Genomic DNA, 24,214 nt, shown 5'->3' with positions numbered 1-24,214 from the left:
CTCCGTGGAGTCGCTCTCACTGGCCCAAGCGCGTCGGATCGCCCTCGCAGCGCAGGGGTTCCTCGACCCGCCGCACGAGCCGCCCACGATGCGCACCCTGCAGCGCACCGTCGATCGCACCGGTGTCCTGCAGGTGGACAGCGTCAACGTGCTGCAGCGGGCCCACTTCATGCCGCTCTACTCCCGGATGGGCGTCTACGACGTCGACCTGCTGCGGCGCGCCTCGACCGGTCGCAGCCGGCGGCGGCTGGTGGAGTACTGGGCGCACGTGCAGGCGTTGATGCCCGTCGAGCTGTGGCCGGTCATGCAGCACCGCATGCAGCACTACCGCGACCGGCGCGGCAAGTGGTCGATCGTCGAGGCCGAGCCCGGTCTGGCCGAGAGCCTGGTCGCGGAGATCCGTGAGCGCGGCGCCTCCACGGCACGTGAGCTCGACGCGGGGCTGCCCCGGGCCAAGGAGCACTGGGGATGGAACTGGTCCAACGCGCGCCGCGTGCTGGACTGGCTCTACACCACCGGTGACCTCGCGATCGCCGGCCGCACCAGCCAGTTCGAGGTGCTCTACGACCTGCCCGACCGCGTGATCCCCGCCGAGATCCTCGCCCTTCCCACGCCGACTCCCGCTGAGGCCCACCGCGAGCTGATCCGCCGCGCGGCCCGATCCCACGGGGTGGCGACCGCCGCCGATCTGCGCGACTACTACCGGATGGGGGTGGCCGACGCCGCCGAGGCGGTGCGGAGCCTGGTGGAGGACGGTGAGCTCCTGCCGGTGGCGGTCGAGGGCTGGCGGCGTCCGGCGTACCTGCACCGGGATGCGCGGCTGCCACGCCGGGTCGCGGCCCGTGCGCTGCTCAGCCCGTTCGATCCGGTGGTGTGGGAACGCGCGCGGACCGAGGCGCTCTTCGAGTTCCTGTACCGCATCGAGATCTACACGCCGGCAGCCAAGCGGGTGCACGGCTACTACGTGCTGCCGTTCCTGCTCGGCGACCGGATCGTGGGGCGGGTCGACCTCAAGGCCGACCGGCCGTCACGACGGCTGATCGTCAAGGGCGCGTACGCCGAGGCCCTCGCGCCGCCCGAGACAGTGGAGCACCTGGGGGCCGAGCTGGACCGGCTGGCCGGGTGGCTCGGGCTGGAGGACATCGCCGTCGAGATGCGCGGAGATCTGGCTGCGGCCCTCGCCGCATTGCCGCACGGGTAGAGTGAGCGCGCTCATAGCAACGTCTTGACACAAGGAGCCAGCCCTCGTGGCCATTCTCGACAAGATCCTCCGCATCGGCGAAGGAAAGATCCTGCGCCAGCTCGAAGTGGTCGCCAAGCAGGTCAACGCTCTCGAGCCCGAGTTCGAGAAGATGACCGACGAGGAGCTCCAGGCCATGACGGCGGAGTTCCGGGAGCGGTATGCGGCCGGCGAGGCTCTCGACGACCTCATGCCGGAGGCGTTCGCCACCGTTCGCGAGGCCTCCCGCCGCGTCCTGGGGATGCGCCACTTCGACGTCCAGATCATGGGTGGCGCCGCGCTCCACCTCGGCAACATCGCCGAGATGAAGACCGGTGAGGGCAAGACCCTCGTCGCCACGCTCCCGGCGTACCTCAACGCCATCGCCGGTGAGGGCGTGCACGTCGTCACCGTCAACGACTACCTGGCCACCTACCAGTCCGAGCAGATGGGCCGTGTCTACCACTGGCTGGGTCTGACGGTCGGCGTCATCACACCCGACCTGGACCCGCCGGCCCGGCGCGCGGCGTACAACTGCGACATCACCTACGCGACCAACAACGAGCTCGGCTTCGACTACCTGCGCGACAACATGGCGGGCTCGATCGAGGACCTGGTGCAGCGCGGCCACTTCTTCGCCGTGGTCGACGAGGTCGACTCGATCCTCATCGACGAGGCCCGCACGCCGCTGATCATCAGCGGTCCCACCGAGGACGACGTCAAGTGGTACGACGAGTTCGCCCGGATCGCCGCGAACATGCAGATCGACGTCCACTACGAGGTCGACGAGAAGAAGCGCACCATCTCGGTGCTGGAGGACGGCATCACCGTCGTCGAGGACTCGCTCGGCATCGAGAACCTCTACGACAGCGTGAACACTCCGCTGATCTCGTTCATGAACAACTCCATCAAGGCCAAGGAGCTGTTCCGGCGCGACAAGGAGTACGTCGTCCAGGACGGCGAGGTGCTCATCGTCGACGAGCACACCGGCCGCATCCTCTCCGGCCGTCGCTACAACGACGGCCTCCACCAGGCGATCGAGGCCAAGGAGGGTGTGGAGGTCAAGGAGGAGTACCAGACCCTCGCGACCATCACCCTGCAGAACTACTTCCGCATGTACGACAAGCTCTCCGGCATGACCGGTACGGCCATGACCGAGGCGAGCGAGTTCGACAAGATCTACGGCCTCGGCGTGGTGCCGATCCCGACCAACAAGCCGGCTGCGCGCATCGACCAGGCCGACCTCGTCTACCGGACCGAGGAGGCCAAGTACGACGCGGTGGTGGAGGACATCGTCGAGCGGCACGCGAAGGGCCAGCCCGTGCTGGTCGGCACCGTCTCGGTGGAGAAGTCGGAGTACCTGGGCCACAAGCTGCGCCAGCGAGGCGTGGCGCACACGGTGCTCAACGCGAAGTTCCACGCCGACGAGGCGAAGATCGTTGCTCTGGCCGGGCACAAGGGCGCCGTCACTGTCGCGACCAACATGGCCGGTCGAGGCACCGACATCATGCTCGGTGGCTCGGTGGAGTTCCTCGCCGACCAGGAGCTGCGCAAGCGCGGGCTGGAGCCGACCGGCGAGACGGCGGAGGCCTATCAGGAGGCCTGGCAGCCGACCGTCGAGTCCTTCAAGGAGCGCGTCGCCACCGAGCACGACGAGGTCACCGCCCTCGGCGGCCTGTACGTGATCGGGACCGAGCGGCACGAGTCGCGCCGGATCGACAACCAGCTGCGCGGCCGTTCGGGCCGTCAGGGCGACCCGGGCGAGTCCCGGTTCTACCTCTCGCTGCAGGACGAGCTCATGCGGCTGTTCAAGTCCGACTGGGTGGACCGCATCCTGGTCATGCTGAAGATCCCGGACGACGTGCCGATCGAGAACAAGCGCGTCACCAACGCGATCGCCTCGGCGCAGGCGCAGGTGGAGTCGCAGAACTTCGAGTCGCGCAAGAACGTCCTCAAGTACGACGACGTGATGGACCGGCAGCGCAAGGTCATCTACGCCGAGCGTCGGGAGGTGCTCGCCGGCCGCGACATCGAGGAGCAGGTCCGCACGTTCATCGACGACACCGTCACCGGCATCGTCACCGGCGCGACCCAGGACTTCGCCGAGGAGTGGGACCTCGACCAGCTGTGGACCGACCTGCGCCAGCTGTGGCCGGTCTCGTTCGGTCCGGAGAAGCTGATCGAGGAGGTCGGCGAGAAGGCCAACCTGGAGCGTGAGGAGATCATCGCCGCGCTCAAGGAGGATGCCCAGGCTGCCTACGACAGCCGCGAGGAGCAGGTCGGCGAGGAGGTCATGCGCGAGCTCGAGCGGCAGGTGCTGCTGTCGGTGCTCGACCGCAAGTGGCGTGAGCACCTCTACGAGATGGACTACCTGCGCGAGGGCATCTACCTGCGCGCCTACAGCCAGCGCGATCCTCTGGTCGAGTACCAGAAGGAGGGCTTCGAGATGTTCGCCACCATGATGGACGGCATCAAGGAGGAGTCCGTCGGCTTCCTGTTCAACCTCGAGGTCGAGGTCGAGGAGCACGGCGACCACCAGCACCTCACCATCACCGGCCTGCCTGACAGCGGCGTCGAGGACGACGAGGACGATGACGACGACGAGGCTGGCCACGACCACGACGGCCACGACCACGCCGCCGAGGCCGAGTCGATGGTGGCGCCGCAGTTCCGGGCCAAGGGCCTGGAGCGACCGAACACTCCGCAGCAGTTGAGCTACAGCGCCCCGGCCGAGGACGGCGAGGCGGCCGTGGTGACCCAGGGCCGGCCGAAGGTCGACCCGTACGCCGGCGTCGGGCGCAACCAGCCCTGCCCGTGCGGCTCAGGCAAGAAGTTCAAGCAGTGCCACGGAGCGGTCGACCGCTGATCCGTGTGCGACGAGGGCCCGGCCGGTCGGCCGGGCCCTCGTCGCGTTCGCCGACCTCAGGCCCACTCCAGCGCGGTGCACACCCACCGGCCCTGCCGGGTCTCGAAGCGCGCGGCCAGGGCCCGCGAGCGGGCGCCGTACCTGACGTGGACGCTGGCCTCGACCACCTGCGGGGTGACGAAGAAGGAGTGCGCGCTGAGCACCTTCGGGCGGACGGGCTGCACGCGGCCCTGTCCCGGTTGGTGGTGGCCGGCCCGGGCGACCAGGACGGCGCGACGCTCGAGCTCGGCATAGACGTCGGCGCTCGTCCAGCGTAGGAGCTGGCTCACCGGGCGATCACCGCCGACGATCTCGACCGCGGCCTGTGCGAACCGACTCACCCATCCGTCGAGGTCGTGGTGCGTCCGGCGCCGGGCACGATCGATCGGGACGACCCCCGCGGCGTGGTCGGTGTCGTCGGTGTGGGCGTCTTCGGTGTCGTGGGTGTCGCTCCGGGCGGTCGCGCCGGCATGCCTGCGCTCTTCGGGTCGGCACCGCCCGTCGGCCGCGTGGTCGCCGTCGCACGCATCCGTCGCTGTGCACCACCGGGTGCTGCGCGGCAGCCCGTACGGCGGCGCCTCGCGCGGCTGCAGCTCCAGCGCCAACGTGCCCTGCACCTCCGCGATCCCGACCCGACGGGGAACCTGCCTGGCCTCGTCCCACTCGGTCATCGTGCTCACCAGCCTCGGGGCCGATCGAGCAGCTGGCCGGGCTCGATGCGGTCCGGGTCGCTGCCGATCAGGTCGACGTTGGCGGCGTAGAGCCGCCGCCAGGCGTGGTCGATGGTGGCGTCGTCGGCATCGGGCGAGAGACGCTCGGCGGTCAACCGCCAGAGCGAATCGCCGACGTGGACGGCGATGGGATCGCTGTCGGCGTGATGCTGCCGGTCGACCCGCGAGATGGATGCGACGGGTGCGCGCGCCGGCGGCGCGGGCAGTGCCGCCGGTGCTCCTGCCGCTGCCGGTGCTGGTCCGAGGTGCACCGGGCCCGGAGTCGCCAGTGCCGGGGCGCCCGCGCCGGCCGAGAGCACCAAGCCGCAGGCGGCCAGCACGAGCCGACGGTAGGCCGACGGAACGCCGGGCCGCCGAGGTCGGAGTCGTTCGGCGGTGGCGCCGCGAGCTGCTTCGGTGAGCACCAGCATGGTGATGAGCCAGGCCCAGCCGGCGCAGCCGAGCAGCACAAGGGTGCACCACTGGCCGAGCAGCACGGCGAACTGCTGCCTGGCACCGAGGTCGACAGAGGGACCGAGCTCTGCCACGACGGCGAGCAGGGCGGTCGTGGCGAGAAGGGCAAGTGCCGTTGCCCGGATGATGACGCGACGCGGTGAAGTGTTCATCCCGAGAATCCTTGCGTTTGCGTTGGTTTGCTTATCTCAACGCCGCTTTGCCACTGGTGTCAACAACCGTTGGCATGCTGTGGAAACTCGAGATACTGCGCCGACGCGCCGACGCGCCGACGCGCCGACGCGCCGACGCGCCGACGCGCCGACGCGCCGACGCGCCGACGCGCCGACGCGTCGGTGTGCAGGCACGGCTCGACGCGCCTGCTGCTGAGCTCAGGACAACATGAGCACGTTCAACCGGCTCGCGGGGGAGGCGTCGCCCTCACCGGATGACCGCGGACCGCCGCCCAGGCGCAGACGAGCAGCATGGGGACGCTGCGCCCGGTGGTCGCCGAGGCGTCACCGGCCGCCGAGGGCAGCCGTCTCGATGAGGCTGCGGAGGCTGCCCAGGGGATCGACAGTCGTCGAGCCTGGCGCCAACCGCGAGGACGACGCGCCGGACGCACTGACCGGCGTCGGGACGGGTGTCGGAACCGGCGGGCACCTCAGGTCAGCGCGGTCGGCTCCATGCTTGCGCTTGAACAGCTTGCCGTGGAGCAGGTACGCCGCGATCCGATCGTCGGTGCACCGCACGCCGGAGAGCGAGCCCGCGTGCGTCGTACCGTCCACTCCCTCGATCAGGCGGGCCTTGGGGAAGCGCTTGCGCACCTCGATCGCTCCTGCCCAAGGCGTGGCGGCGTCGTGAGTCTCCTCGATCAGCAGGATCGGGGGCACGTGCCGGCCGGTGACGTGCACCGGCCGCGTCGGCTTGACCGGCCAGTCGCGGCACGGGGCGTTGAACCAGGTGTTGTTCCAGGTCAGGAACGGCGCCCGCGGAGCGAGCGCAGCTGCGTCACGCAGCTGCTGGCTCCACGACGGCGAGGAGGCGTCGGTGCACTGGACGGCCAGGTACCCGGCGTACTCGTTGTCCGCGCCCGGACCGCTCTGGTCGCCGTACATGGCCTTCGCCGGCGCCAGGTCGCCCTTCTGGGCGGAGACCAGGATGTGGGCGTACGCGTCCCAGTCGTAGACGTAGTAGCCGGCGCCGGTGAACACGTCGTTCCAGTCGGCCGCACCGAAGCCGTTGATCGGGTGCTGGGAGAGGTTGGCGAGAACGGTGTAGTAGAGCTGGCGCACGCCGGTGCCGCTGGTGCCGAGGTGGTACGTCGGGTCGTTCGCGGCGACCCAGTCGAAGAATGTGTCGGCGTTGGCCTCGAACGCGGTGTCCTGAGCCAGATTGGACTGGTACCAGACGTCGCGTGGGTCGACGACGCCGTCGAGGACGAAGCGGCGGACGCGGTTGGGGTGCAGCGTCGCGTACACCTGGCCCAGGTACGTGCCGTAGGAGAAGCCGTAGTAGTTGATCTTGGAGGCGTGCAGGGCCTTGCGCAGGCTCTCCATGTCCGCCACCGAGTCGGTCGTGTGGTCGTGTCGGAGCAGGCGAGCGCGGGCCGGCGACTCCTTCTTGCAGGCGTGGGCGTACGCAGCGGTCTTCGCCGACCAGAAGGCCTCCGTGCCGGCAGCAGGGTCGTAGGAGGGCCTACCGCCCGCGAGGTAGTCGTCGTCGCAACGCAGCGCCGGCTTGCTTTGGCCGACGCCGCGGGGGTCGAAGCCGATCCAGTCGTAGGGCTTCCCGCCACCGTGCGGCACGGCCGCACCCAGCTGTGAGAGCCGGAGGCCCGAGCCGCCCGGTCCGCCCGGGTTGACCAGCATCACGCCCTGGTACTTCGCGGCGCTGGTCTTGTGCTTGATCTTCGAGACGGCCAGCTTGATCTTCGTCCCGTGCGGCCGCTTGTAGTCGAGGGGAACGATCAGCATGCCGCACACCGCGTGGGCCTTGCGCAGACCGGTGTCGGCGCACCGGCCCCACTTGATCGAGGGCGGGTTGTAGGCCGGCAACCGGGCGGGCTGGGCGGCCGACACGCGGGTCGCCGCCTGGTCGATCTGCTGCTCGGTCGGCTGGGGGGCCGCAGCGTGGGCGGTCGCGATCGGCGCCCCCACCGTGGCGAGACCCGCTCCGACCAGGGCTGCCAGGGCGCCCTTGACCGCGATGGACCTGAACGACCTGCGCATACTGCCTCCCGATGATGAACATGTCCGACCGGCTCAGCCTGTCGGGGCCTCCGCGCTGCGCAACGGGTCTGTGACGATGGAGCCGGAATCCGTCAGCACCGGGTTGGTCGTCGGCACCTTAACAGTCGGATCCGGAGTGTGCGGGTGAAATTCGCCCCGAAGCGAGGCTGGCGAGCGTCCGTGCCCGGCCGCTCTGTGCCGGAAGCGGTAGCGCCCGTCGGGGAGCCTGATCGTCGCGTAGGTGGGGTCGTGGGCGCGTCTGTGGTGGTGTCCGCAGAGCAGGGATCCGTGGTTCAGGTCGGTGTGGCCGCCGGTTGACCAGGGGTGGTCGTGGTGGGCGTCGCACCAGGGTGCGGGGACGGTGCAGCCCTCGGTGCGGCAGTGTTTGTCGCGTAGCGCGAGGGCTTTGCGTTGGGTTGGGGTGAAGAGTCTTCGGGTGCGGCCGAGGTCGAGGGGTTCGGAGTTGCCGCCGAGGACGGCGGGGATGATCCCCGCGGTGCAGGCGAGGCGTCGGGTCTCGCCGGTGCTGATGGGGGTGCCGTCGTCGAGCCATGCGACACCGAGGTCGGCCTGTAGCTGGTCCAGCGTCATGGTGACGACCACCGTGGTGGCGTCGCCGCCGTGGGCGGGGAGTCGGGTGGGGTCGGTGTTCTCCAGGAGTTGGGCGAACGCGTGGGCGAGGAGCCGGCTGCGGGGCTGGACCTTGCCGTCGGCCTCCAGGGCGGCTACTCGGGGTTGGGTGTAGGCCTGCAGGTAGGTCCGCAACCGATGCCCGACCGTCGCGGGGACGATGCCGTGGATCCGGGTCGTCCCGTCGCCTTGGTCGGTGATCGACAGCGTCGCTCTCGCTTGGGCCTGTTCTTCGAGCCGCTGGATCGCTGCGGCTTCGGCGGCTTCGGCGACCTCGGGGGCGATGACCTCCAACAGGTGGTTGGTGAGGCGGCGCAGGTCCTTGGGCCGGTGCTCACTCGCGAGGTCGCACAGCGTGACCTCCGCCCGCGCCAACACCTCGGCGGGTAGGTCGTCGGGCAGGTCCTCCAGCCCACGGAGGATCACCCGGGCGTGCTCGAGACTGAACGCACCGCGCGCGAGCCTCGCCCGCACCACCGGCCGACCCTCCAACTCCCGGGCCAACCGCAGCGTGGCGTGCGCAGTAGGACTCTCGACCCGGTGCTGCGCCACCAGCCAGGCCGCGACATCGCGAGCCCCGACCTCGGCGGCCATATCGTCAGCGGAGGCGACCACCCGCAGGTACAACTCCTCGAGCCGCGCCCGGGACCGCATCAGCGCGGCGAGCACGTCTCTCTTCTCACTCGTTCCCAGGAAGACCGGGTTCGCGTCCGTGGCGTCATCGAGGGCAGCAGCGATCGTGGCGAGTGCCGCCTGGATCTGATGCATGAGGACCACCACCACCGAGAAGAGATCAGTTCGAACGCATGTTCGAAGCCTAGGTGGTCGGATGTGTGTGGTCAACCCCCGTTGCGAAACCACATCGGGGCGCGTGCTCGTCGTACTGGATCACAGCCATGGTGGCCCGACGCAACCGTAGGGAAGGCTCCCGACCCGGCCAAGACACCGGGCCACGCTGGGACTGGCCCACGCCTTTCGTTTTTCCTTGCACCGACCCCGAACACCAAGTCGCGCTGGAGGCCCGACTCAACCCGGACGCAGGCCCGACTCAACCCGGACGCAGGCCCGACTCAACCCGGACGCAGGCCCGACTCAACCCGGACGCAGGCCCGACTCAACCCGGACGCAGGCCCGACTCAACCCGGACGCAGGCCCGACTCAACCCGGACGCAGGTCCGACTCAACCCGGACGCAGGCCCGACTCAACCCGGACGCAGGCCCGACTCAACCCGGACGCAGGTCCGACTCAACCCGGACGCAGGTCCGAGTCGGGATGGCTATCCTCCGCGCGACCTCAGCCGGGCGAACGGCACACCGAAGGCCACAGCCACGCCGGCCCCCAGCGCCCAGCCGGCGAGGACATCACTGAGCCAGTGAGCGCCCAGGTACACCATGGCCGCACCGACGACGACCACGACGAATCCGAGCACCGCTGCCGCCAGTCGGCGCATCCGCGGGGAGCGCCAGCGCAGCCCCAGGAGCAGGGCGAGCGCGGCGCCGGCGGTCAGGGCGGCGATCGTGGAGGGCATCGAGGTCCCCGTGGTGGACACCAGGGCGAGATCCGCGGGGGGTCGAGGCCGGTCGACGAGGGCCTTGAGGGCTGTGGCGATGGCGCTTGCGGTGCCGCCGGCCGCGATGGCGATCCAGACCGCCCCGACCTGGTCGACGGCGAGCCCGAGGACGAAGACCACGATCAGACCCACGCCCAGCGCGCGCGAGCCGCCACCGGCCATCATCGTGCGGGCGAGGTCGGTGAGCGCGTCCGTGCGATGTGCTGCGATCCAGTCGAGCAGTCGCAGGTCGAGATTCACCTGCTTAGGCTGTCAGGCATGTCGTGGGAGGAGGAGCTCTTCGCGCTCTTCGACGATCTCGAGTCGCAGGCCGCGGCGGCGTACGCCGAGGACCGTGCGGCCGAGCTCGCCGACCGCAGCAGGGCCGAGTACCAGCAGGTCGCGCTGGCGGGACGCCTGATGGCGAGCGTCGGCAGCGAGCTGGCGATCGGCGTGTACGGCGTCGGCCTCCTGCGCGGCACCCTCGAACGGGTCGCCACCGGCTGGCTGCTGCTCCGGAGCGGTCCCGGGCAGGACTGGGTCATCCGCGAGGCGGCTGTCACCGGCGTGTCCGGCGCCTCCGAGCGTGCTGTGCCGCCGGTGGCCTGGGAGGCGGTGGCGCGTCTCGGCCTCGGCAGCGCCCTGCGACGCCTGTCCGAGTCCGGCGAGCGCTGCGTGCTGCATCTCCTCGACGGCACCCGGTACGACGGCACGCTGCGACGCGTCGGCGCCGACTTCGTCGAGGTGTACGCCGCCGGGCGGCTCTCCTTGGTCGCCTTCACCGCTCTGGCCGCCGTGCAGAGCCGAGACTGACCACTCGACCCGCGGAACGTGACCTCTCGGCGGTGGTCAGGTCGCGTCGAGGTCGTAGGGCGGCAGCTCGCCCGCGTCGAGCGGCGGAAGGTCGGCGTCGGCGGCCTCCGCGGCGTCCGCGGCGAGCACCGCCTCACGGACCTGACGCGCCACGAACCGGCGGGGATCCAGGTCGGTGAGCTCGAGGTCGGCGTACTCCGGGCCGAGCTCCTCACGCAGCTCGTCACGGACGGTGTTGGCGATCGTCCGCCCCCGACGCACCAGCCCCGCCGCCTGGCGCGCGAGGTCCGGCAGCTTGTCCGGGCCGAAGACCAGCACCGCCACGAAGGCGATCACCAGCAGCTCGGGGAAGCCGATGCCGAACATCGGCTCAGAACTTGTTCGAAGGCGTCAGCCCGAGCTGCAGCCCGGCCAGGCCGCGCCCACGGCCGGCCAGTCGGGTCGCGATGTCGGTCAGCACGACGGCTGCCGGAGCGGTCGGGTCGGACTCGACGATCGGCTTGCCGACGTCGCCGCCCTCGCGCAGCGACAGGTCGAGGGGGATCTGGCCGAGCAGAGGGACCGACGTACCGAAGCGCTGGGAGAGCGTCTCGGCGACGCGGGCGCCGCCGCCGGAGCCGAAGATCTCGATCCGGTGCTCGTCGCCGCAGTGCGGGCAGGGCAGGTAGGACATGTTCTCGACCACGCCGACCACGCGCTGATGCATCATCTCGGCCATCGTGCCGGCGCGCTCGGCGACCTCCGCGGCCGCCTCCTGCGGCGTCGTCACCACGACGATCTCGGCGTTGGGCAGGTGCTGGCCGAGCGAGATGGCGATGTCGCCGGTGCCGGGCGGGAGGTCGAGGAGCAGCACGTCCAGATCTCCCCAGTAGACGTCGGCGAGCATCTGGCGCAGGGCCCTGTCGAGCATGGGTCCACGCCAGGCGACGACCTGGTCGCGACGCGGCTTGAGCATGCCGATCGAGATGACCGAGACGCCCGAGGCTGTCGGCACGGGCATGATCAGGTCGTCCACCTGCGTCGGGCGCGAGTCGGCGACGCCGAGCATCGCCGGGATCGAGTGACCGTAGATGTCGGCGTCGACCAGGCCGACCTTGAGACCCTGCCGAGCCATCGAGACGGCGAGGTTGACCGTGGTCGACGACTTGCCGACCCCGCCCTTGCCGGAGGCGATCGCGAAGACCTTCGTCAGCGAGCCGGGCTGGGCGAACGGGATCTCGCGCTGGGCGGCGCCGCCGGTGAGCGAGTTGCGCATCGCGGTGCGCTGCTCATCGCTCATCACGCCGAGCTCGAGCACGACGTCGGTGACGCCGGGGACCTTGGCGAGCGCGGCGGTCACGTCGCGGTTGATGGTGTCCTTGAGCGGACAGCCGGCGACCGTGAGCAGCACCTTCGTGCTCACGACCCCGGTGTCGGAGACGTCGACCTTCTCCACCATCCCCAGCTCGGTGATCGGTCGCTTGATCTCCGGGTCGTTGACGGTGGCCAGTGCGGCGTTGACCTGGTCGAGGAGGGTGCTCACGGTGTCCAAGGGTACGGCGTGGACCTCAGCCGGCCGCTATCCGGCCTCGTCCTCGGACGAGGCGGACTGCGGACCGCGGTCCTCGAGCTCCGCGAGCAGCGAGCGCAGCTCGGAACGGATGTAGTCGCGGGTGGCGACCTCGCCCAGCGCCATCCGCAACGAGGCGATCTCGCGGGCGAGGAACTCCATGTCGGCCTGCCCCTGGGCGTTGACCCGCCGGTCGTGCTCGGCGATCACCCGGTCCCGGGCCTCCTGACGGTTCTGGGCCAACAGGATCAGCGGGGCGGCGTAGGAGGCCTGCAGGGAGAGCATCAGGGTCAGGAAGAGGAACGCGTAGGGATCGAACCGCCACCCCGAGGGGGCGAGCGTGTTCCACAGCACCCACACGACGATGAAGACGCTCATCCAGAACAGGAAGCGCGCCGTCCCCATGAAGCGGGCGAACTCCTCGGCGAACTTGCCGAACGCGTCGGGGGAGAAGCTCGGCCGTCGGACGAGCGGGCGGCGGGCCTCCAGCGGGGTGTCGAGGCGGGTGCGTCGGGTCTCAGCCATGGCGGCCCTCCTTCGCGTGCTCGCGCCAGTTCTCCGGCAGCAGGTGGTCCAGCAGGTCGTCGACGGTGACAGCCCCGACGAGGTGGCCGTCCTCGTCCACCACAGGCGCCGCCACCAGGTTGTACGTCGCCATGACGGCTGCCACGTCGTCGAGCGTGCTGGTCGGCTGGAGCGGCTCCAGTGCCTCGTCGAGCGCGCCGGCGACCAGCGAGGAGGGAGGCTCGCGCAGCAGCCGCTGGATGTGCGCGATGCCCAGGTACTTGCCGGTCGGCGTCTCCAGCGGGGGGCGGCAGACGTAGACCACCGCCGCCTGGGCAGGAGTCAGCTCCGGGTTGCGCACGTGCGCCAGCGCGTCGGCGACGGTGGCGTCCGGGCCGAGGATCACCGGCTCGGGCGTCATCATGGCGCCGGCGGTGTTCTCCGCGTAGGACATCAGCCGGCGGACGTCCTCGGCCTCCTCGGGCTCCATCAGCTCGAGCAACGTCTCGGCGGTCTCCGGCGGGAGGTCCGCGATCAGGTCGGCGGCGTCCTCGGGGGACATCTCCTCGAGGACGTCGGCGGCGCGCTCGGAGTCCAGCAGCGCCATGATCTCGACCTGGTCGTCCTCGGGCAGCTCCTCGAGCACCTCGGCGAGGCGCTCGTCGTCGAGCCCGGTGACCACCTGGAGACGCCGCTCCGGCGGTAGGTCGTGGATCATCGTGGCCGCGTCGGCGGCCTTCATCTCCTGGATCGCCTGCAGCAGGTGGGTGGCGCCCTGGGTGGGGGAGCGGTGGGCCAGGCCGTCCACGTCGCTCCAGTCGACGACGTGGGTCTGACCGCGGCGGCGCAGACTGGCCGGGCCGAGCTTCTTGCCCGACGGCTCCTGCACCGCCACCCGCGAGAGCACCCAGTCCCGGTTGCGGGCCTGCTCCATCGCGACGTCGTACACCGTGCCGGTGACGCCGTTGGAGCGGATCGTGACCTGCCGATCGAGCATCTGGCCGATGACCAGGGTCTCGGTGGAGCGCTGCTGGAAGCGGCGCATGTTGAGCAGGCCGGTGGTGTAGACCTGGCCGCTGTCGATGGTCGTCACGCGGGTCATCGGGACGAAGATCCGGCGGCGCCCGAACACCTCGGCGACCAGGCCGAGGACGCGCGGCTGCCTGCCTTCGCGACGCATCGACACCACGAGGTCACGCACCTTGCCGACCTGATCCCCCTGGGGGTCGAAGATCGGCAGGCCGACCAGGCGGGCGGCGTAGACACGGACGGGGGTGGTGCTCACGGCGACACGGTACCGGCCGCGGCCCGCACAGGGCGCCCCGGCCGGGTCAGCCGGCGCGCGCTGCAGCGGTGGCGGCCGGCTGGAGCGCGGGGTCGTGCGGCAACGTGGCCACCGGGGCGTGCGCGACGTTGAGGTCGCGGCCGCTGTCGAAGATGCTGCCGGGGACCGCCGGCAGGCCCAGGGCGGTGGTCGCGAGATCGGCGACCATCGCGTTGCGGACCGGCTGTCCCACCGTCAGGCCGGGGTTCGCCGAGCCCGGGCCGAGCAGGGCCGGGTTGAGCGCGTAGAGGTCCTGGTGTGCGGGCACACCGCGACCCCACACGATGAAAGGCACCCGGAAGTCAGCCTTCTTCGACCCGCCCGTGGCGTGCCCCTTGCCCCCGGCGCTGGCCGTGACGATCACCAGCGTGCTGGCCGCCGTGGCCGGGTCGGCCCTCACGGCGTGCACGATCGAGGCGATCCGGTGGTCGACCGTCTTGACCGCCGACCTGTACTTCTTGCTGCTCCAGCCGCTCTTCTGGCCGGCGCGCACAGCACCGGTGAGCTGGACCAGCGAGAACGCCTTGAGGTGTGCGGTCCCCTTGCGGAACGAGGCCGTCAGGGCCTTGTCGGTCGAGGAGATCACCGACTTGCCGATCTTCTTGGTGCCGTTGTTCCCGCCGACCCGATCAGCGGCCCCGTGCGCCTTGGACCAGGAGCGCTTGATCAGCTTCGCGTTCGGGTCGCTGGAGTACAGGGCGGTGCTGCGGCCGAAGTCGTGCACCACGTCGTAGACCGAGGAGACATATCCCATCGCATGGGAGGCGACCGTCTTGCCGTCGTCGCCCGAGCCCTTCACGCCGTGGCCGCCGCCGCCCTTCTTCAGCACCTTGCGGCCGGTCAGCATCCCGATCGCGTTGGGCAGCACCTTGGTGCTGTCCGGCGCCGTACGGGCGTCGAGCGTGGAGGCGCCGGCGGCGCGCAGCGAGTTGAGGAACGGTGCGTGGCGCCCCCCGGACTTGGTCAGGGCGCTCGAGGTCAGGCCCTCCGCATCGATCGCGACGACGTGGGTGATGCCGGTCGCGGACGCCGCCGGCGTCTTGACCGTCGCGTCGGCCCAGTACAGCGGGTGGTCGCTCGCCACGGCGACTGTCGCATCCTTCAGCCGGGTGGCACCGCTGAAGGTGACGTCGGGCGTGCCGAGGATCCAGTCGATCGGCCGGTACGACGTCTTGCCGCTGACGAAGGTCGGCGGGGAGCACTGGTCGGTCGGGGTGAAGGCGTGCGTGCCGCCGTACGCCGCGTGCACCGGTGCCCGGGAGGTGACGGGGCAGTAGAAGTTGCTCCAGTCGTTCATGTCACCGGTGAACAGCACCGGGATGCCCGGGTGGGTCGAGCGCAGCCGGGTGATCAGCGCCGCCTCGATCGCCACGCCCTGGTTGCGCCACGCGAGCGCGTTGCCGCGCACGTCGGCCGGGTTGTGGGTGTTCATCACGTACACCTCCTGGCCGGTGCGGATGTTCTGCAGCAGCACCAGCGGGCGGCGGGAGTACTTGCCGTAGAAGTACGGCACCGTGAAGGTGGTCGCCGACATCAGCCGCCAGGTATCGGTGCGCCAGGCGATGTTGTTCGCCACGACGAGCTGGTCGGTGTCGTCACCGGGATAGGTGCCGTAGGTGCCGCCGGTCTGGCTCTTGAACGCCGCGTACTGGACCCGCTCCATCTCCTGGAAGCCAATGATCGAGGGTCGGCCCTCGTTGATGGCCTGCACCGCCTGCGTCATCCGCTTGGTGCCCGAGGGCCGGGTGGACTCGTCGCCGTGGGCTGTGGTGTGGCTGTTGCCGAGCACATTGAAGGTGGCGACGCGGAAGCTCGTGCTCGCGGCTGCGGGGGTGGTCAGGCGATCGGAGGAGGCAGGACCGACCGCGACCGCGTCGTTGGCCGAGGCACTCGAGGTGCCGGTGAGGAGGCCGATGCCGAGCGTTGCCGCCACGACGCCAGCGAGGACCGATGCTCCGAGACGCATGCCAGCGAGGGTACGTCGTCGGCCCGCCGGCGCGGCGCCCATCCTCCTGTGGCGGTGCTGTGAGTCCGACCGGCGCGAGTCTGCGACGACGGTCCCGGCATGTTCCAATGGGCCCCGAAGACCTGCACTGAAGAGGGGATCGGATGACGCCGCGACGTCCTCGTCCGTTGGACGCCCTGCTGATCGGCGTGCTGGTCCTGATCGTGGCCGGTGTGGTGCTGCTCCAGCTCCACCTCGGCAAGGACAAGACGACGGCCACGTCCTCTCCGACAGCCACGCCGACCTACCAGCCGACCTCGTCGGTGGTCAGCGCCAGCCCGTCGCCGTCGACCGCGCCCTCCGTGACCGGATCCTCCGGCGTTCCCTCGACCACACCCGGCGCCTCCGGGGCTCCCGGAGCGACAGGCGCCCCGAACGCGGGCGCGCTGCAGTCCTCCCTGGCCGCCCAGGCGCAGTCGCTGGCCGCCCAGCAGCCGGCGACCTTCCAGGTCGCCACGCTCAACGTGCTCGGCTCCTCGCACACCAGCGCCAAGGGCGACGAGGCCGGCCGGCCCTCCGGCGTGTGGCGGATGGCGCGCTCGATCTCGGTGCTGAGCCAGCACGGGGTGGACGTGGTCGGGCTGCAGGAGTTCGAGACCATCCAGGCGCAGACCTTCCTCGACCAGACCCACGGCGCGTGGCAGATCTACCCCGGCCTGACCGGCGACACCCGCGACGCGATCGCGTGGCGGACCGACGTCTTCGAGGCGGTCCAGGAGCAGGTCGTCCAGATCCCGTACTTCAACGGCTCCGAAGTGGACATGCCGGTGGTGCTCCTGCGCGACCGCAAGAGCGGCAAGGAGGTCTACTTCTTCAACGTGCACAACTCGGCCGACACCTACAAGTACCACCACCAGCAGGGCAACCGGACCGGTGCCATGGCGCGCGAGGTGCAGCTGATCAAGCAGATGCACGGCTACCACATCCCGGTCATCTTCACCGGCGACCTCAACGAGCGCGCGGACGCCTACTGCCTGTTCACCGCCCAGGCCCCGCTGCACGCGGCGTACGGCGGCACGAACACCACGACCGGCTGCGCGGCTCCCTCGATCGGGGGCAGCATCCCGATCGACTGGATCTTCGGCACCCCCGACGTGACGTTCTCCGATCCGGTGATGGACCACTCCGGCCTCGTCCGGGCCGCCACCGACCACCCGTTCTACACCGCTACCGTGACGTTGCACTGAGCGTCGCTCACTAGACTCCCCCCATGCCGGTCACCGACGTCCGAGTGGACGATGAGGGCATCTTCGCCCGCTCCGCTCGCGAGGTGATCCTCGACGTGTGCTTCGACGGGCGCCGGATCTGGTCGTTCTGGCTGCAGCGCGACGGCGCCGCCGTGGGCTCCGGCCACCTGGTCGCGTGGCCGGAGTCCCTGCGCGACTACCTCGACGGCACCACCCGGCTCAGCCTCAACGAGCACGGCCACGAGACCGCTCTGTACGACGCGGAGGTCCGCCTCGGCACCGGCGAGGCCCGGATCGCCGTGGTCGACAAGCAGGGCAACCCCCTCGCGCTGGACAAGGACAACCGCCGCGTCAAGACCTTCGCTGGCCGCAACGCCGAGCATGTGCGACCGCTCATGGACGCGATCGAGGAGGTGCTCGCCGCGCTCGGCAAGGTGGGCATCGAGGGCTTCCTCGCCTATGGCACGCTGCTGGGAGCCGTGCGCGGCGGACGCCTGATCGGGCACGACTCCGACGCCGACCTGGGCTACGTGTCGAGCCACACCGAGCCGGCCGACGTGGTGCTGGAGTCCTTCCGCATCCAGCGCGACCTGACCTCGTTGGGGTACCGGATCACGCGCTACTCCGGTGCGGCGTTCAAGATCCTGGTGCCGGAGAGCGACGGCAGCCTGCGCGGTCTCGACGTCTTCGGCGGCTTCCTCCGGGAGGGTCACCTCCACCTGATGGGGGAGATCCGCGCCCGCTTCGAACGGGAGTGGATCTTCCCCCTCGGCACCGCGACGCTGGAGGATCGTGAGTTCCCCGTCCCGGCCGACACCGATCGCTTCCTGGCCATCACCTACGGGCCGCGCTGGCGTACGCCGGATCCCGCGTTCAAGTTCGAGACGCCGCGATCGACCGTCCGGCGGCTCTCCGGCTGGTTCCGCGGCATCCGCACCAGCCGCAAGGAATGGGATCGGGCCTACGCCCAGCGCGGCTACGGCCGCGGCAAGGGGCCCTCGGCGCTCCTCCAGCGCATCCACGATCGTGAGCAGGCGCCGGCGTCGTACGTCGACATCGGGTGCGGTCGCGGCCGCGACGTGTCGGCGGTGGTGGCCTGGCACGGCGTGCCCAGTCTCGGGTTGGACGTGCACCCGCGGGCCTTCCGGTTGCACGCCGAGCGCCACGCCGAGAACGACGGCGTGCGGTTCTGGACGTTCAACCTCCTCGAGCGGCGTCATCACGGCGCGGTCGCGGCGTACGCCGGGGTCGGCCTGCCCGCGCCCCGGCTGGTCACCGCCCGCCACCTGATCGACGCCATCGAGCCCGAGGGCGCCCCGGTGGAGCGGCTCGCCGAGCTGGCGCGGCCGCTGCTCGTCGGCGGCGCCGGCCGGCTGCACCTGGAGTTCCTGGTGCGCTGGGGCGACGACGGGTACGGCGAGGAGCTGCGGCTGGCGGCGGCGCTGGATCCCGATGCGGTCGCGGCCATGCTGGAGCGTGCCGGAGCCCGGGTGCTGGAACGGGAGCTGTCACCGGTCTCCGACGAGCCGGGCGCGTCGATCACCTGTCACCTGGTCGCGGACTGGCCCGCGCGTACCCCTGGAGGTAACTGAGTTGAGCATCAAGGACCGGCTGAGCCGCAGCGCCGCGCCGACGGCGGAGCTGGAACGGCGCGTGGCCGAGCTCGAGGCCGAGGTGCAGGAGTGCCGCAACGTCAATCTTCGGGTGGCCGAGCTGACCGACCTGGTCACCCAGCTGCTGGTGCCCCTGGCCGCCGGCGACCAGGAGCGGGTGCGGGAGCTGGTCGAGCGATACCACGCCTCCCTCTGAGGTCGAGAGGTCACTTTCCGCAGGTCGAGTGGCCGGCGAACCGGACATTCAACCCGCCGAAGGTGACCTCTCAACCCGCCGAAGGTGACGTTTCGGCGCGCGGGCACCACCACAGCTTCTTGCCGCCGACGGTGCGGGTCAGGCAGCCCTTCTCCGAGGTGCGCGCCGCTACCGTGGCGCTGGTGCGGATCATCTCGTGGTCGCTGATCTCGCGGTCGCGCGTGCTCCAGTCCGCCACGTGGCCGCTGAAGTCGACGTCGCCGGTGCCGAAGACCCAGTCCACCGTCGGATAGGGCTTCATCGGCACCCGGCAGCTGCCGCCGGAGATCTCGGCGCCGTCGGAGGCGTGCATGTCGGCCTGCGTCATCATCGGGCAGGCCGCCTCCTGACGATCGTTGAAGTCGCCGGTCTGGATCACCGGCGTGCCGTCGGCCGACAGCCTCTTGACCAGTGCGGCCTCGATCCGGACCGCCTCGTTGCGCTTGCCCTGAGCGTTGCCGTGGTCGTCGGAGGGGTTGTGGTAGTTCGCGAACCACACCAGCCGGCCGGTGTGCTTGTTGCGCAACAGCACGTGCGGCATCCGCACGGGCGCCCCGTAGTAGGGGATGGGGGTCAGGTCCGCCTCGACCAGTGTCCAGTCGGCCGTGCGCCAGGCGATCGAATTGTCCGAGGGCGTCCCGCCGACCGACGTACCCGGGTAGACGGCGTACTCGGGGGCGGCGCCTTCGAACGCGCGCAGCTGCGGCGTCTCGAGCTCCTGCATCCCGACGACGCTGATGTCGTAGCTGCGCAGGAGGGCGGCCACCCGGCCGACGCGGGAGGGGCCGCTGGGCCAGCGAGGGTGGGCGCTCTTCTTGGTCGAGGTGTGGATCGCGCCCAGGACGTTGAAGGAGGAGACCTTGAACTCGGTCACGCGCGTGCCGCCCTTGCCCACCCGCTCCAGGCCGCGCTTGGCGAAGATGGCGTCGAGTTCGGCAGCGGTCGGCACATGGCGCGCCAGGCGTTCGCCGGGGACGACCTTCGCCGGGGCCGCGACCTCCACCTGTCCCGCCGTAGGACGGCCGGAAGTCGAGCCGGAGGGCGAGCCGGAGGTCGAGCTGGCCGAGGTCGTGAACAGGCCGCTGACCGGACCGCCAGCGGTCAGATCGACCACCAGGCCGGCGACCAGGGCGAGGCCGAGCAGGCCCGCGAGGGCCGGCAGGATCGGGATGCGCCGACGCGGCCGGGGCGCGCGGTGACCGCGATGGCTGCCCACGTCGTCTCCCGTCCCCGGTGCTGTCCTCGGACCGCCGATGCTAACCAGGGGCCCAAGCAGCGAAAAGGATCACACTGGGTATCGCATGCCTGCGGCGCTCGACATACTGAGCGGCGCACAGGTTACTCGTGCGTAAACTAAGCCGCAGTCGCTGAAGGGAAGTGCTCGATGGGCCGCCTTGCTCAGACCGAAGGTCTCACCGACATCCAGGAGGAGATCCTCAAGACCGTCCACGACTTCGTGGAGGAGCGGATCATCCCGGTGGCCCAGGAGCTGGAGCACTCCGACACCTATCCGACCGAGATCGTCGAGGGCCTCAAGGAGCTCGGCGTCTTCGGCATCATGATCCCCGAGGAGTACGGCGGGCTCGGCGAGTCGTTGCTGACCTACGCGCTGTGCGTGGAGGAGATCGCGCGTGGCTGGATGAGCGTCTCCGGCGTGATCAACACCCACTTCATCGTGGCGCACATGCTGATGAACCACGGTACCGAGGAGCAGAAGCAGAAGTACCTGCCCCGGATGGCCACCGGCGAGGTCCGCGGCGCGTTCTCGATGTCCGAGCCAGGTCTGGGCTCGGACGTCTCCGCCGTCTCGACGAAGGCGGTCAAGCAGGACGACGGCTCCTACGAGATCACCGGCAACAAGATGTGGCTGACCAACGGCGGCACCTCGACGCTTGTCGCCGTCCTGACCAAGACCGACGAGGGTGCCGAGTCCGTCTACCGCAACATGACGACCTTCCTGGTGGAGAAGACGCCGGGCTTCGGCGAGGTCGAGCAGGGCATCACGGTGCCCGGCAAGATCGACAAGATGGGCTACAAGGGCATCGACACCACCGAGATGGTCTTCGACCACCACAGGATCGCCGCCGAGCAGATCCTCGGTGGTGAGCCCGGCAAGGGCTTCTTCCAGATGATGGACGGCGTCGAGGTGGGCCGGGTCAACGTCGCCGCCCGCGCCTGCGGCCTGGCGATCCGCGGCTTCGAGCTCGGCATCACCTACGCGCAGCAGCGGCACACCTTCGGCAAGGCGATCGCCGAGCACCAGGCGATCCTGTTCCGGCTCGCGGAGATGGCCACCAAGGTCGAGACCGCACACGCCATGATGGTCCGGGCCGCGCGCCTGAAGGACACCGGCGAGCGCGTCGACGTCGACGCAGGGATGGCCAAGATGCTCGCCTCCGAGTACGCGAACGAGGTCGTCGAGGACTCCTTCCGCATCCACGGCGGCTACGGCTACTCCAAGGAGTACGAGATCGAGCGGCTGATGCGCGAGGTGAAGTTCATGCTGATCGGCGAGGGCACCTCCGACATCCAGAAGATGATCATCGGCCGCCAGCTGCTCAAGGAGTACAAGGCCTGACGGCTGCCGGGCGGGTCCCGGGTCGACCTGACGGGGGCCGGGGTGCGAGGGTGGGAGCCCTGCATCCCGGCCGACCCCCTTCGGAGGAACCCATGACGAACGACGACCTGAAGGCGAAGATGCGCGAGGCGCTGGAGAAGAAGAAGGGCGCCCAGCACGGCAACGCCGCCTCGGCCGGCTCCAAGGAGAAGGCGCACGGCTCGGAGGTCGTCGGCGGCGGTCCTCGGCTGCACCGCCGCAAGTCGGGCTGAGGCGGCGCTGTTGCCCGAGCCGATCATCGCGGGGGAGGGCGGCGCGCTGCTGTTCAGCATCACCCCGCCGAAGCTCTCGACCACGCCTGAGCAGGCGCAGGACATCGCCGATGCGGTGCTCCGGCGCCTCGACGGGCTCGACGTCGACGCACTCGTGCTCTACGACATCGACGACGAGAGCGATCGCAACGCCGAGGAGCGCCCCTTCCCGTACCTGCCCACGATGGATCCGGCCCGCTTCCTCGCGGACCACCTCGGTGGCTGGCGGCGGCCGGCCGTCGTCTACCGGTGCGTCGGCAAGTACGACGAGGAGGAGTTGGCCGGCTGGCTCGCGGAGCAGCCGGCCGACCGGGTGCTGGGCGTGTTCGTGGGTGCCTCCTCGGGCACCAAGGAGGTGCGCACCTCGCTGGCGGCGGCGCAGAAGCTGCGCGCCGAGGCCCGCCCTGATCTGCGGCTGGGCGGCGTCGCCATTCCCGAGCGGGGTGTCGAGGAGTCGCAGCGGATGCTGCGCAAGCAGGAGGCCGGCTGCTCGTTCTTCATCACCCAGGTCGTCTACGACGCCTCCGCCGCCAAGAGCATGGTGTCCGACTACCTCCTCGCCTGCCGCGAACGAGGCGCGACACCGGTGCCGGTCGTCTTCACCCTCTCGGTGTGCGGATCGGTCAAGACCCTGGCGTTCCTGGAGTGGCTGGGCGTCGACGTCCCGCGGTGGATGCGCAACGACCTCGCGCACGCTCCGGACCCGTTGGCCGTCTCGTTCGACCAGTGCCTGGCGACAGCCCGTGAGCTGGCCGCGTTCTGCGAGCGGTTGGGCGCGCCGTACGGCTTCAACGTGGAGAGCGTCTCCATCCGGCGGACCGAGATCGAGGCCTCGGTCCGGCTCGCGAAGGCGCTGCGGCACTGACCTCCGGCGAGGGCGGGCGCCCGGATCAGCGTGAGATACGCCACCGGTCTCGCCGTTCCCGCCGCGGTGGCTCTTCGGAAGGATGACCTCCCATGAGCAAGATCAACGCGGGCAACTTCTTCGAGGACTTCACCCTCGGCCAGGTCATCGAGCACGCAACGCCGCGCACCGTCACCGAGGGTGACCGGGCGCTGTACGGCGCGCTCTACCCCACACGCTTCGCCGTACCTTCCTCGGCGGAGTTCGCCGCCTCGGTCGGGCTGTCCGCGCACCCGGTCGAGGAGCTCATCGGCTTCCACATCGCCTTCGGCAAGACGGTGCCGGACGTCTCGCTCAACGCGGTCGCGAACCTCGGGTACGCGGAGTGCCGCTTCCACCGGCCGGTCGTGCCGGGCGACACGCTCTCGACGCGCTCGGAGGTGATCGGCCTCAAGCAGAACTCCAACGGCCGGACCGGCGTGGTCTACGTCCGCTCGACAGCGACGAACCAGCGCGGCGAGGTAGCGATCGAGTGGGCGCGGTGGGTGATGGTGCACAAGCGCTCCGCCGAGAGCCCGGCGCCCGCGACGGTGGTGCCGGCGCTGGCCGCGAGCGTCGAGCCGGCCGACCTGGTCGTCCCCGCCGGGCTCGACTTCTCCTCCTACGACTTCGCCGCGGCGGGCGAGCCGCACCGGCACGGCGACTACGAGGTGGGGGAGCGGATCGACCACGTCGACGGCGTCACGCTCACCGACGCCGAGCACATGATGGCGACCCGGCTGTGGCAGAACACCGCCAAGGTGCACTTCAACACCGAGGCGCGCCCCGACGGCCGGCGGCTCGTCTACGGTGGCCACATCATCTCGCTGGCGCGGGCGCTGTCGTTCAACGGCCTGGCCAATGCCCAGCTCATCGCGGCGATCAACGCCGGCTCGCACGTCGCGCCCGCCTTCGCCGGGGACACCGTCCACGCCTGGAGCGAGGTGCTCGACACGGCGGAGACGCCGGCGCCGGGTGTCGGGGCCCTGCGGCTGCGGCTGGTCGCCACCCGGGGACGCGACGAGTCGATGACGCTGCGCGACGACCAGGGCGCGTACGCCGACGGCGTACTGCTCGACCTGGACTACTGGGCGCTCGTCCCTCGCTGAGCGAGCCTCGGGACCCGGGCTGTCGACAGGCTCAGCGGGCGTGCTCTAGCGTCGCGGCATGCTGGTAGTCACGACGAACGACCTGCCCGGCTGGGAGATCGACCGGGTGTGCGGCGAGGTGATGGGCCTCACCGTCCGCTCGCGCAACGCCTTCTCCCAACTCGGCGCGGGTTTCAAGTCGCTCGTCGGGGGCGAGCTCAAGGGCATGACGCAGAACCTGGTCAACAGCCGGACCGAGGTGATGGAGCGGATGATGCAGGAGGCGCGCAACCGCGGCGGCAACGCCATCGTGGCGATGCGCTTCGACACCTCCGAGATGGGCGACGTGTGGACCGAGATCTGCGCGTACGGCACCGCTGTGGTCGCGTGGCCGGTCACCGACGGCGCGCATGAGACGGCACGCCAGCTCGGCTATCAGCTCTGAGG

At 70.3% G+C, this 24,214-nt stretch carries 22 protein-coding genes; 11 read left to right on the top strand and 11 right to left on the bottom strand.

What is annotated here, in order from left to right; genetic code table 11:
* Positions 1-4 precede the first annotated feature (4 nt).
* Together P5P86_RS16195 and secA are read left to right on the top strand one after the other, a co-directional pair.
* Entirely contained in the window at positions 5-1,201 is a 1,197-nt protein-coding gene (locus P5P86_RS16195) for a winged helix-turn-helix domain-containing protein (RefSeq protein ID WP_280608482.1), read from the top strand.
* A gap of 46 nt (positions 1,202-1,247) precedes the next feature.
* A complete protein-coding gene (gene secA, locus P5P86_RS16190) occupies positions 1,248-4,085 on the top strand; it encodes a preprotein translocase subunit SecA (RefSeq protein WP_280608481.1) in 2,838 nt (945 codons plus the stop codon).
* Between the two features lie 56 nt (positions 4,086-4,141).
* Here secA and P5P86_RS16185 read toward each other — a convergent pair whose 3' ends face one another.
* The 5 genes from P5P86_RS16185 to P5P86_RS16165 all read right to left on the bottom strand — a co-directional run bounded on the left by P5P86_RS16185 (position 4,142) and on the right by P5P86_RS16165 (position 9,959).
* Positions 4,142-4,795: an Rv3235 family protein gene (locus tag P5P86_RS16185; RefSeq protein ID WP_280611274.1), complete on the bottom strand. Its 654-nt coding sequence runs from the start codon at positions 4,793-4,795 to the stop codon at positions 4,142-4,144.
* 5 nt (positions 4,796-4,800) lie between these two features.
* On the bottom strand, positions 4,801-5,460 hold the full coding sequence (locus P5P86_RS16180; protein WP_280608480.1) for a LysM peptidoglycan-binding domain-containing protein: 660 nt from the start codon (positions 5,458-5,460) through the stop codon (positions 4,801-4,803).
* A 345-nt stretch (positions 5,461-5,805) separates the two neighbouring features.
* Entirely contained in the window at positions 5,806-7,518 is a 1,713-nt protein-coding gene (locus P5P86_RS16175; protein ID WP_280608479.1) for an alpha/beta hydrolase, read from the bottom strand.
* A gap of 33 nt (positions 7,519-7,551) precedes the next feature.
* The gene (locus P5P86_RS16170; protein ID WP_280608478.1) at positions 7,552-8,916 is read right to left on the bottom strand and encodes an HNH endonuclease signature motif containing protein; all 1,365 of its coding nucleotides are present in this window, start codon (positions 8,914-8,916) and stop codon (positions 7,552-7,554) included.
* Between the two features lie 509 nt (positions 8,917-9,425).
* Positions 9,426-9,959, bottom strand: coding sequence for a phosphatase PAP2 family protein (locus P5P86_RS16165; RefSeq protein ID WP_280608477.1), 534 nt, complete (start codon positions 9,957-9,959; stop codon positions 9,426-9,428).
* Positions 9,960-9,977: 18 nt separating this feature from the next.
* Here P5P86_RS16165 and P5P86_RS16160 point away from each other — a divergent pair, with 18 nt between their 5' ends.
* Positions 9,978-10,511 (top strand): hypothetical protein, encoded by a 534-nt coding sequence (locus tag P5P86_RS16160; RefSeq protein ID WP_280608476.1) that lies wholly within the window; start codon positions 9,978-9,980, stop codon positions 10,509-10,511.
* Between the two features lie 36 nt (positions 10,512-10,547).
* Here the strand turns inward: P5P86_RS16160 and P5P86_RS16155 are convergent, their stop codons facing one another.
* From P5P86_RS16155 to P5P86_RS16135, 5 genes are read right to left on the bottom strand one after another with little or no spacing between them, the layout of a single operon-like run.
* Complete coding sequence (locus P5P86_RS16155) at positions 10,548-10,877, bottom strand: sec-independent translocase (RefSeq protein WP_280608475.1); 330 nt, start codon at positions 10,875-10,877, stop codon at positions 10,548-10,550.
* Positions 10,878-10,881: 4 nt separating this feature from the next.
* Entirely contained in the window at positions 10,882-12,042 is a 1,161-nt protein-coding gene (locus P5P86_RS16150; protein ID WP_446724908.1) for an Mrp/NBP35 family ATP-binding protein, read from the bottom strand.
* Between the two features lie 27 nt (positions 12,043-12,069).
* Positions 12,070-12,585 (bottom strand): DUF1003 domain-containing protein, encoded by a 516-nt coding sequence (locus tag P5P86_RS16145; RefSeq protein WP_280608473.1) that lies wholly within the window; start codon positions 12,583-12,585, stop codon positions 12,070-12,072.
* A complete protein-coding gene (locus P5P86_RS16140) occupies positions 12,578-13,849 on the bottom strand; it encodes a magnesium transporter MgtE N-terminal domain-containing protein (protein WP_280608472.1) in 1,272 nt (423 codons plus the stop codon). Before P5P86_RS16140 ends, P5P86_RS16145 begins: the two co-directional genes overlap by 8 nt.
* 46 nt (positions 13,850-13,895) lie before the next feature.
* Entirely contained in the window at positions 13,896-15,854 is a 1,959-nt protein-coding gene (locus tag P5P86_RS16135) for an endonuclease/exonuclease/phosphatase family protein (protein WP_280608471.1), read from the bottom strand.
* Between the two features lie 143 nt (positions 15,855-15,997).
* Between P5P86_RS16135 and P5P86_RS16130 the strand changes: the two genes are divergently transcribed.
* The 3 genes from P5P86_RS16130 to P5P86_RS16120 are packed head-to-tail and all read left to right on the top strand — an operon-like array spanning position 15,998 to position 18,889.
* Complete coding sequence (locus tag P5P86_RS16130) at positions 15,998-17,080, top strand: endonuclease/exonuclease/phosphatase family protein (RefSeq protein WP_280608470.1); 1,083 nt, start codon at positions 15,998-16,000, stop codon at positions 17,078-17,080.
* Positions 17,081-17,103: 23 nt separating this feature from the next.
* Positions 17,104-18,672 (top strand): LicD family protein, encoded by a 1,569-nt coding sequence (locus P5P86_RS16125; RefSeq protein WP_280608469.1) that lies wholly within the window; start codon positions 17,104-17,106, stop codon positions 18,670-18,672.
* Between the two features lies 1 nt (position 18,673).
* A complete protein-coding gene (locus tag P5P86_RS16120; protein ID WP_280608468.1) occupies positions 18,674-18,889 on the top strand; it encodes a DUF6752 domain-containing protein in 216 nt (71 codons plus the stop codon).
* Between the two features lie 70 nt (positions 18,890-18,959).
* On the opposite strand, the gene P5P86_RS16115 is transcribed toward P5P86_RS16120, so the two are convergent.
* Positions 18,960-20,144: an endonuclease/exonuclease/phosphatase family protein gene (locus P5P86_RS16115; protein WP_280608467.1), complete on the bottom strand. Its 1,185-nt coding sequence runs from the start codon at positions 20,142-20,144 to the stop codon at positions 18,960-18,962.
* 168 nt (positions 20,145-20,312) lie between these two features.
* On the opposite strand from P5P86_RS16115, the gene P5P86_RS16110 reads away from it, so the two are divergent.
* From P5P86_RS16110 to P5P86_RS16090, 5 genes are all read left to right on the top strand, one after another.
* Positions 20,313-21,506 (top strand): acyl-CoA dehydrogenase family protein, encoded by a 1,194-nt coding sequence (locus P5P86_RS16110; RefSeq protein WP_280608466.1) that lies wholly within the window; start codon positions 20,313-20,315, stop codon positions 21,504-21,506.
* Positions 21,507-21,598: 92 nt separating this feature from the next.
* Positions 21,599-21,757 (top strand): DUF5302 domain-containing protein, encoded by a 159-nt coding sequence (locus P5P86_RS16105; RefSeq protein WP_280608465.1) that lies wholly within the window; start codon positions 21,599-21,601, stop codon positions 21,755-21,757.
* Positions 21,758-21,767: 10 nt separating this feature from the next.
* Positions 21,768-22,661, top strand: coding sequence for a methylenetetrahydrofolate reductase (locus P5P86_RS16100; RefSeq protein ID WP_280608464.1), 894 nt, complete (start codon positions 21,768-21,770; stop codon positions 22,659-22,661).
* Between the two features lie 92 nt (positions 22,662-22,753).
* On the top strand, positions 22,754-23,788 hold the full coding sequence (locus P5P86_RS16095) for a MaoC family dehydratase (RefSeq protein WP_280608463.1): 1,035 nt from the start codon (positions 22,754-22,756) through the stop codon (positions 23,786-23,788).
* A 58-nt stretch (positions 23,789-23,846) separates the two neighbouring features.
* Positions 23,847-24,212 (top strand): YbjQ family protein, encoded by a 366-nt coding sequence (locus P5P86_RS16090; RefSeq protein WP_280608462.1) that lies wholly within the window; start codon positions 23,847-23,849, stop codon positions 24,210-24,212.
* Positions 24,213-24,214 lie beyond the last annotated feature (2 nt).

It is taken from the genome of Nocardioides sp. BP30, from assembly GCF_029873215.1.
Lineage (GTDB): Bacteria > Actinomycetota > Actinomycetes > Propionibacteriales > Nocardioidaceae > Nocardioides.
The sequence above is the reverse complement of the archived record's forward strand: the minus strand, read 5'-3'. Positions and strand labels throughout refer to the sequence as shown.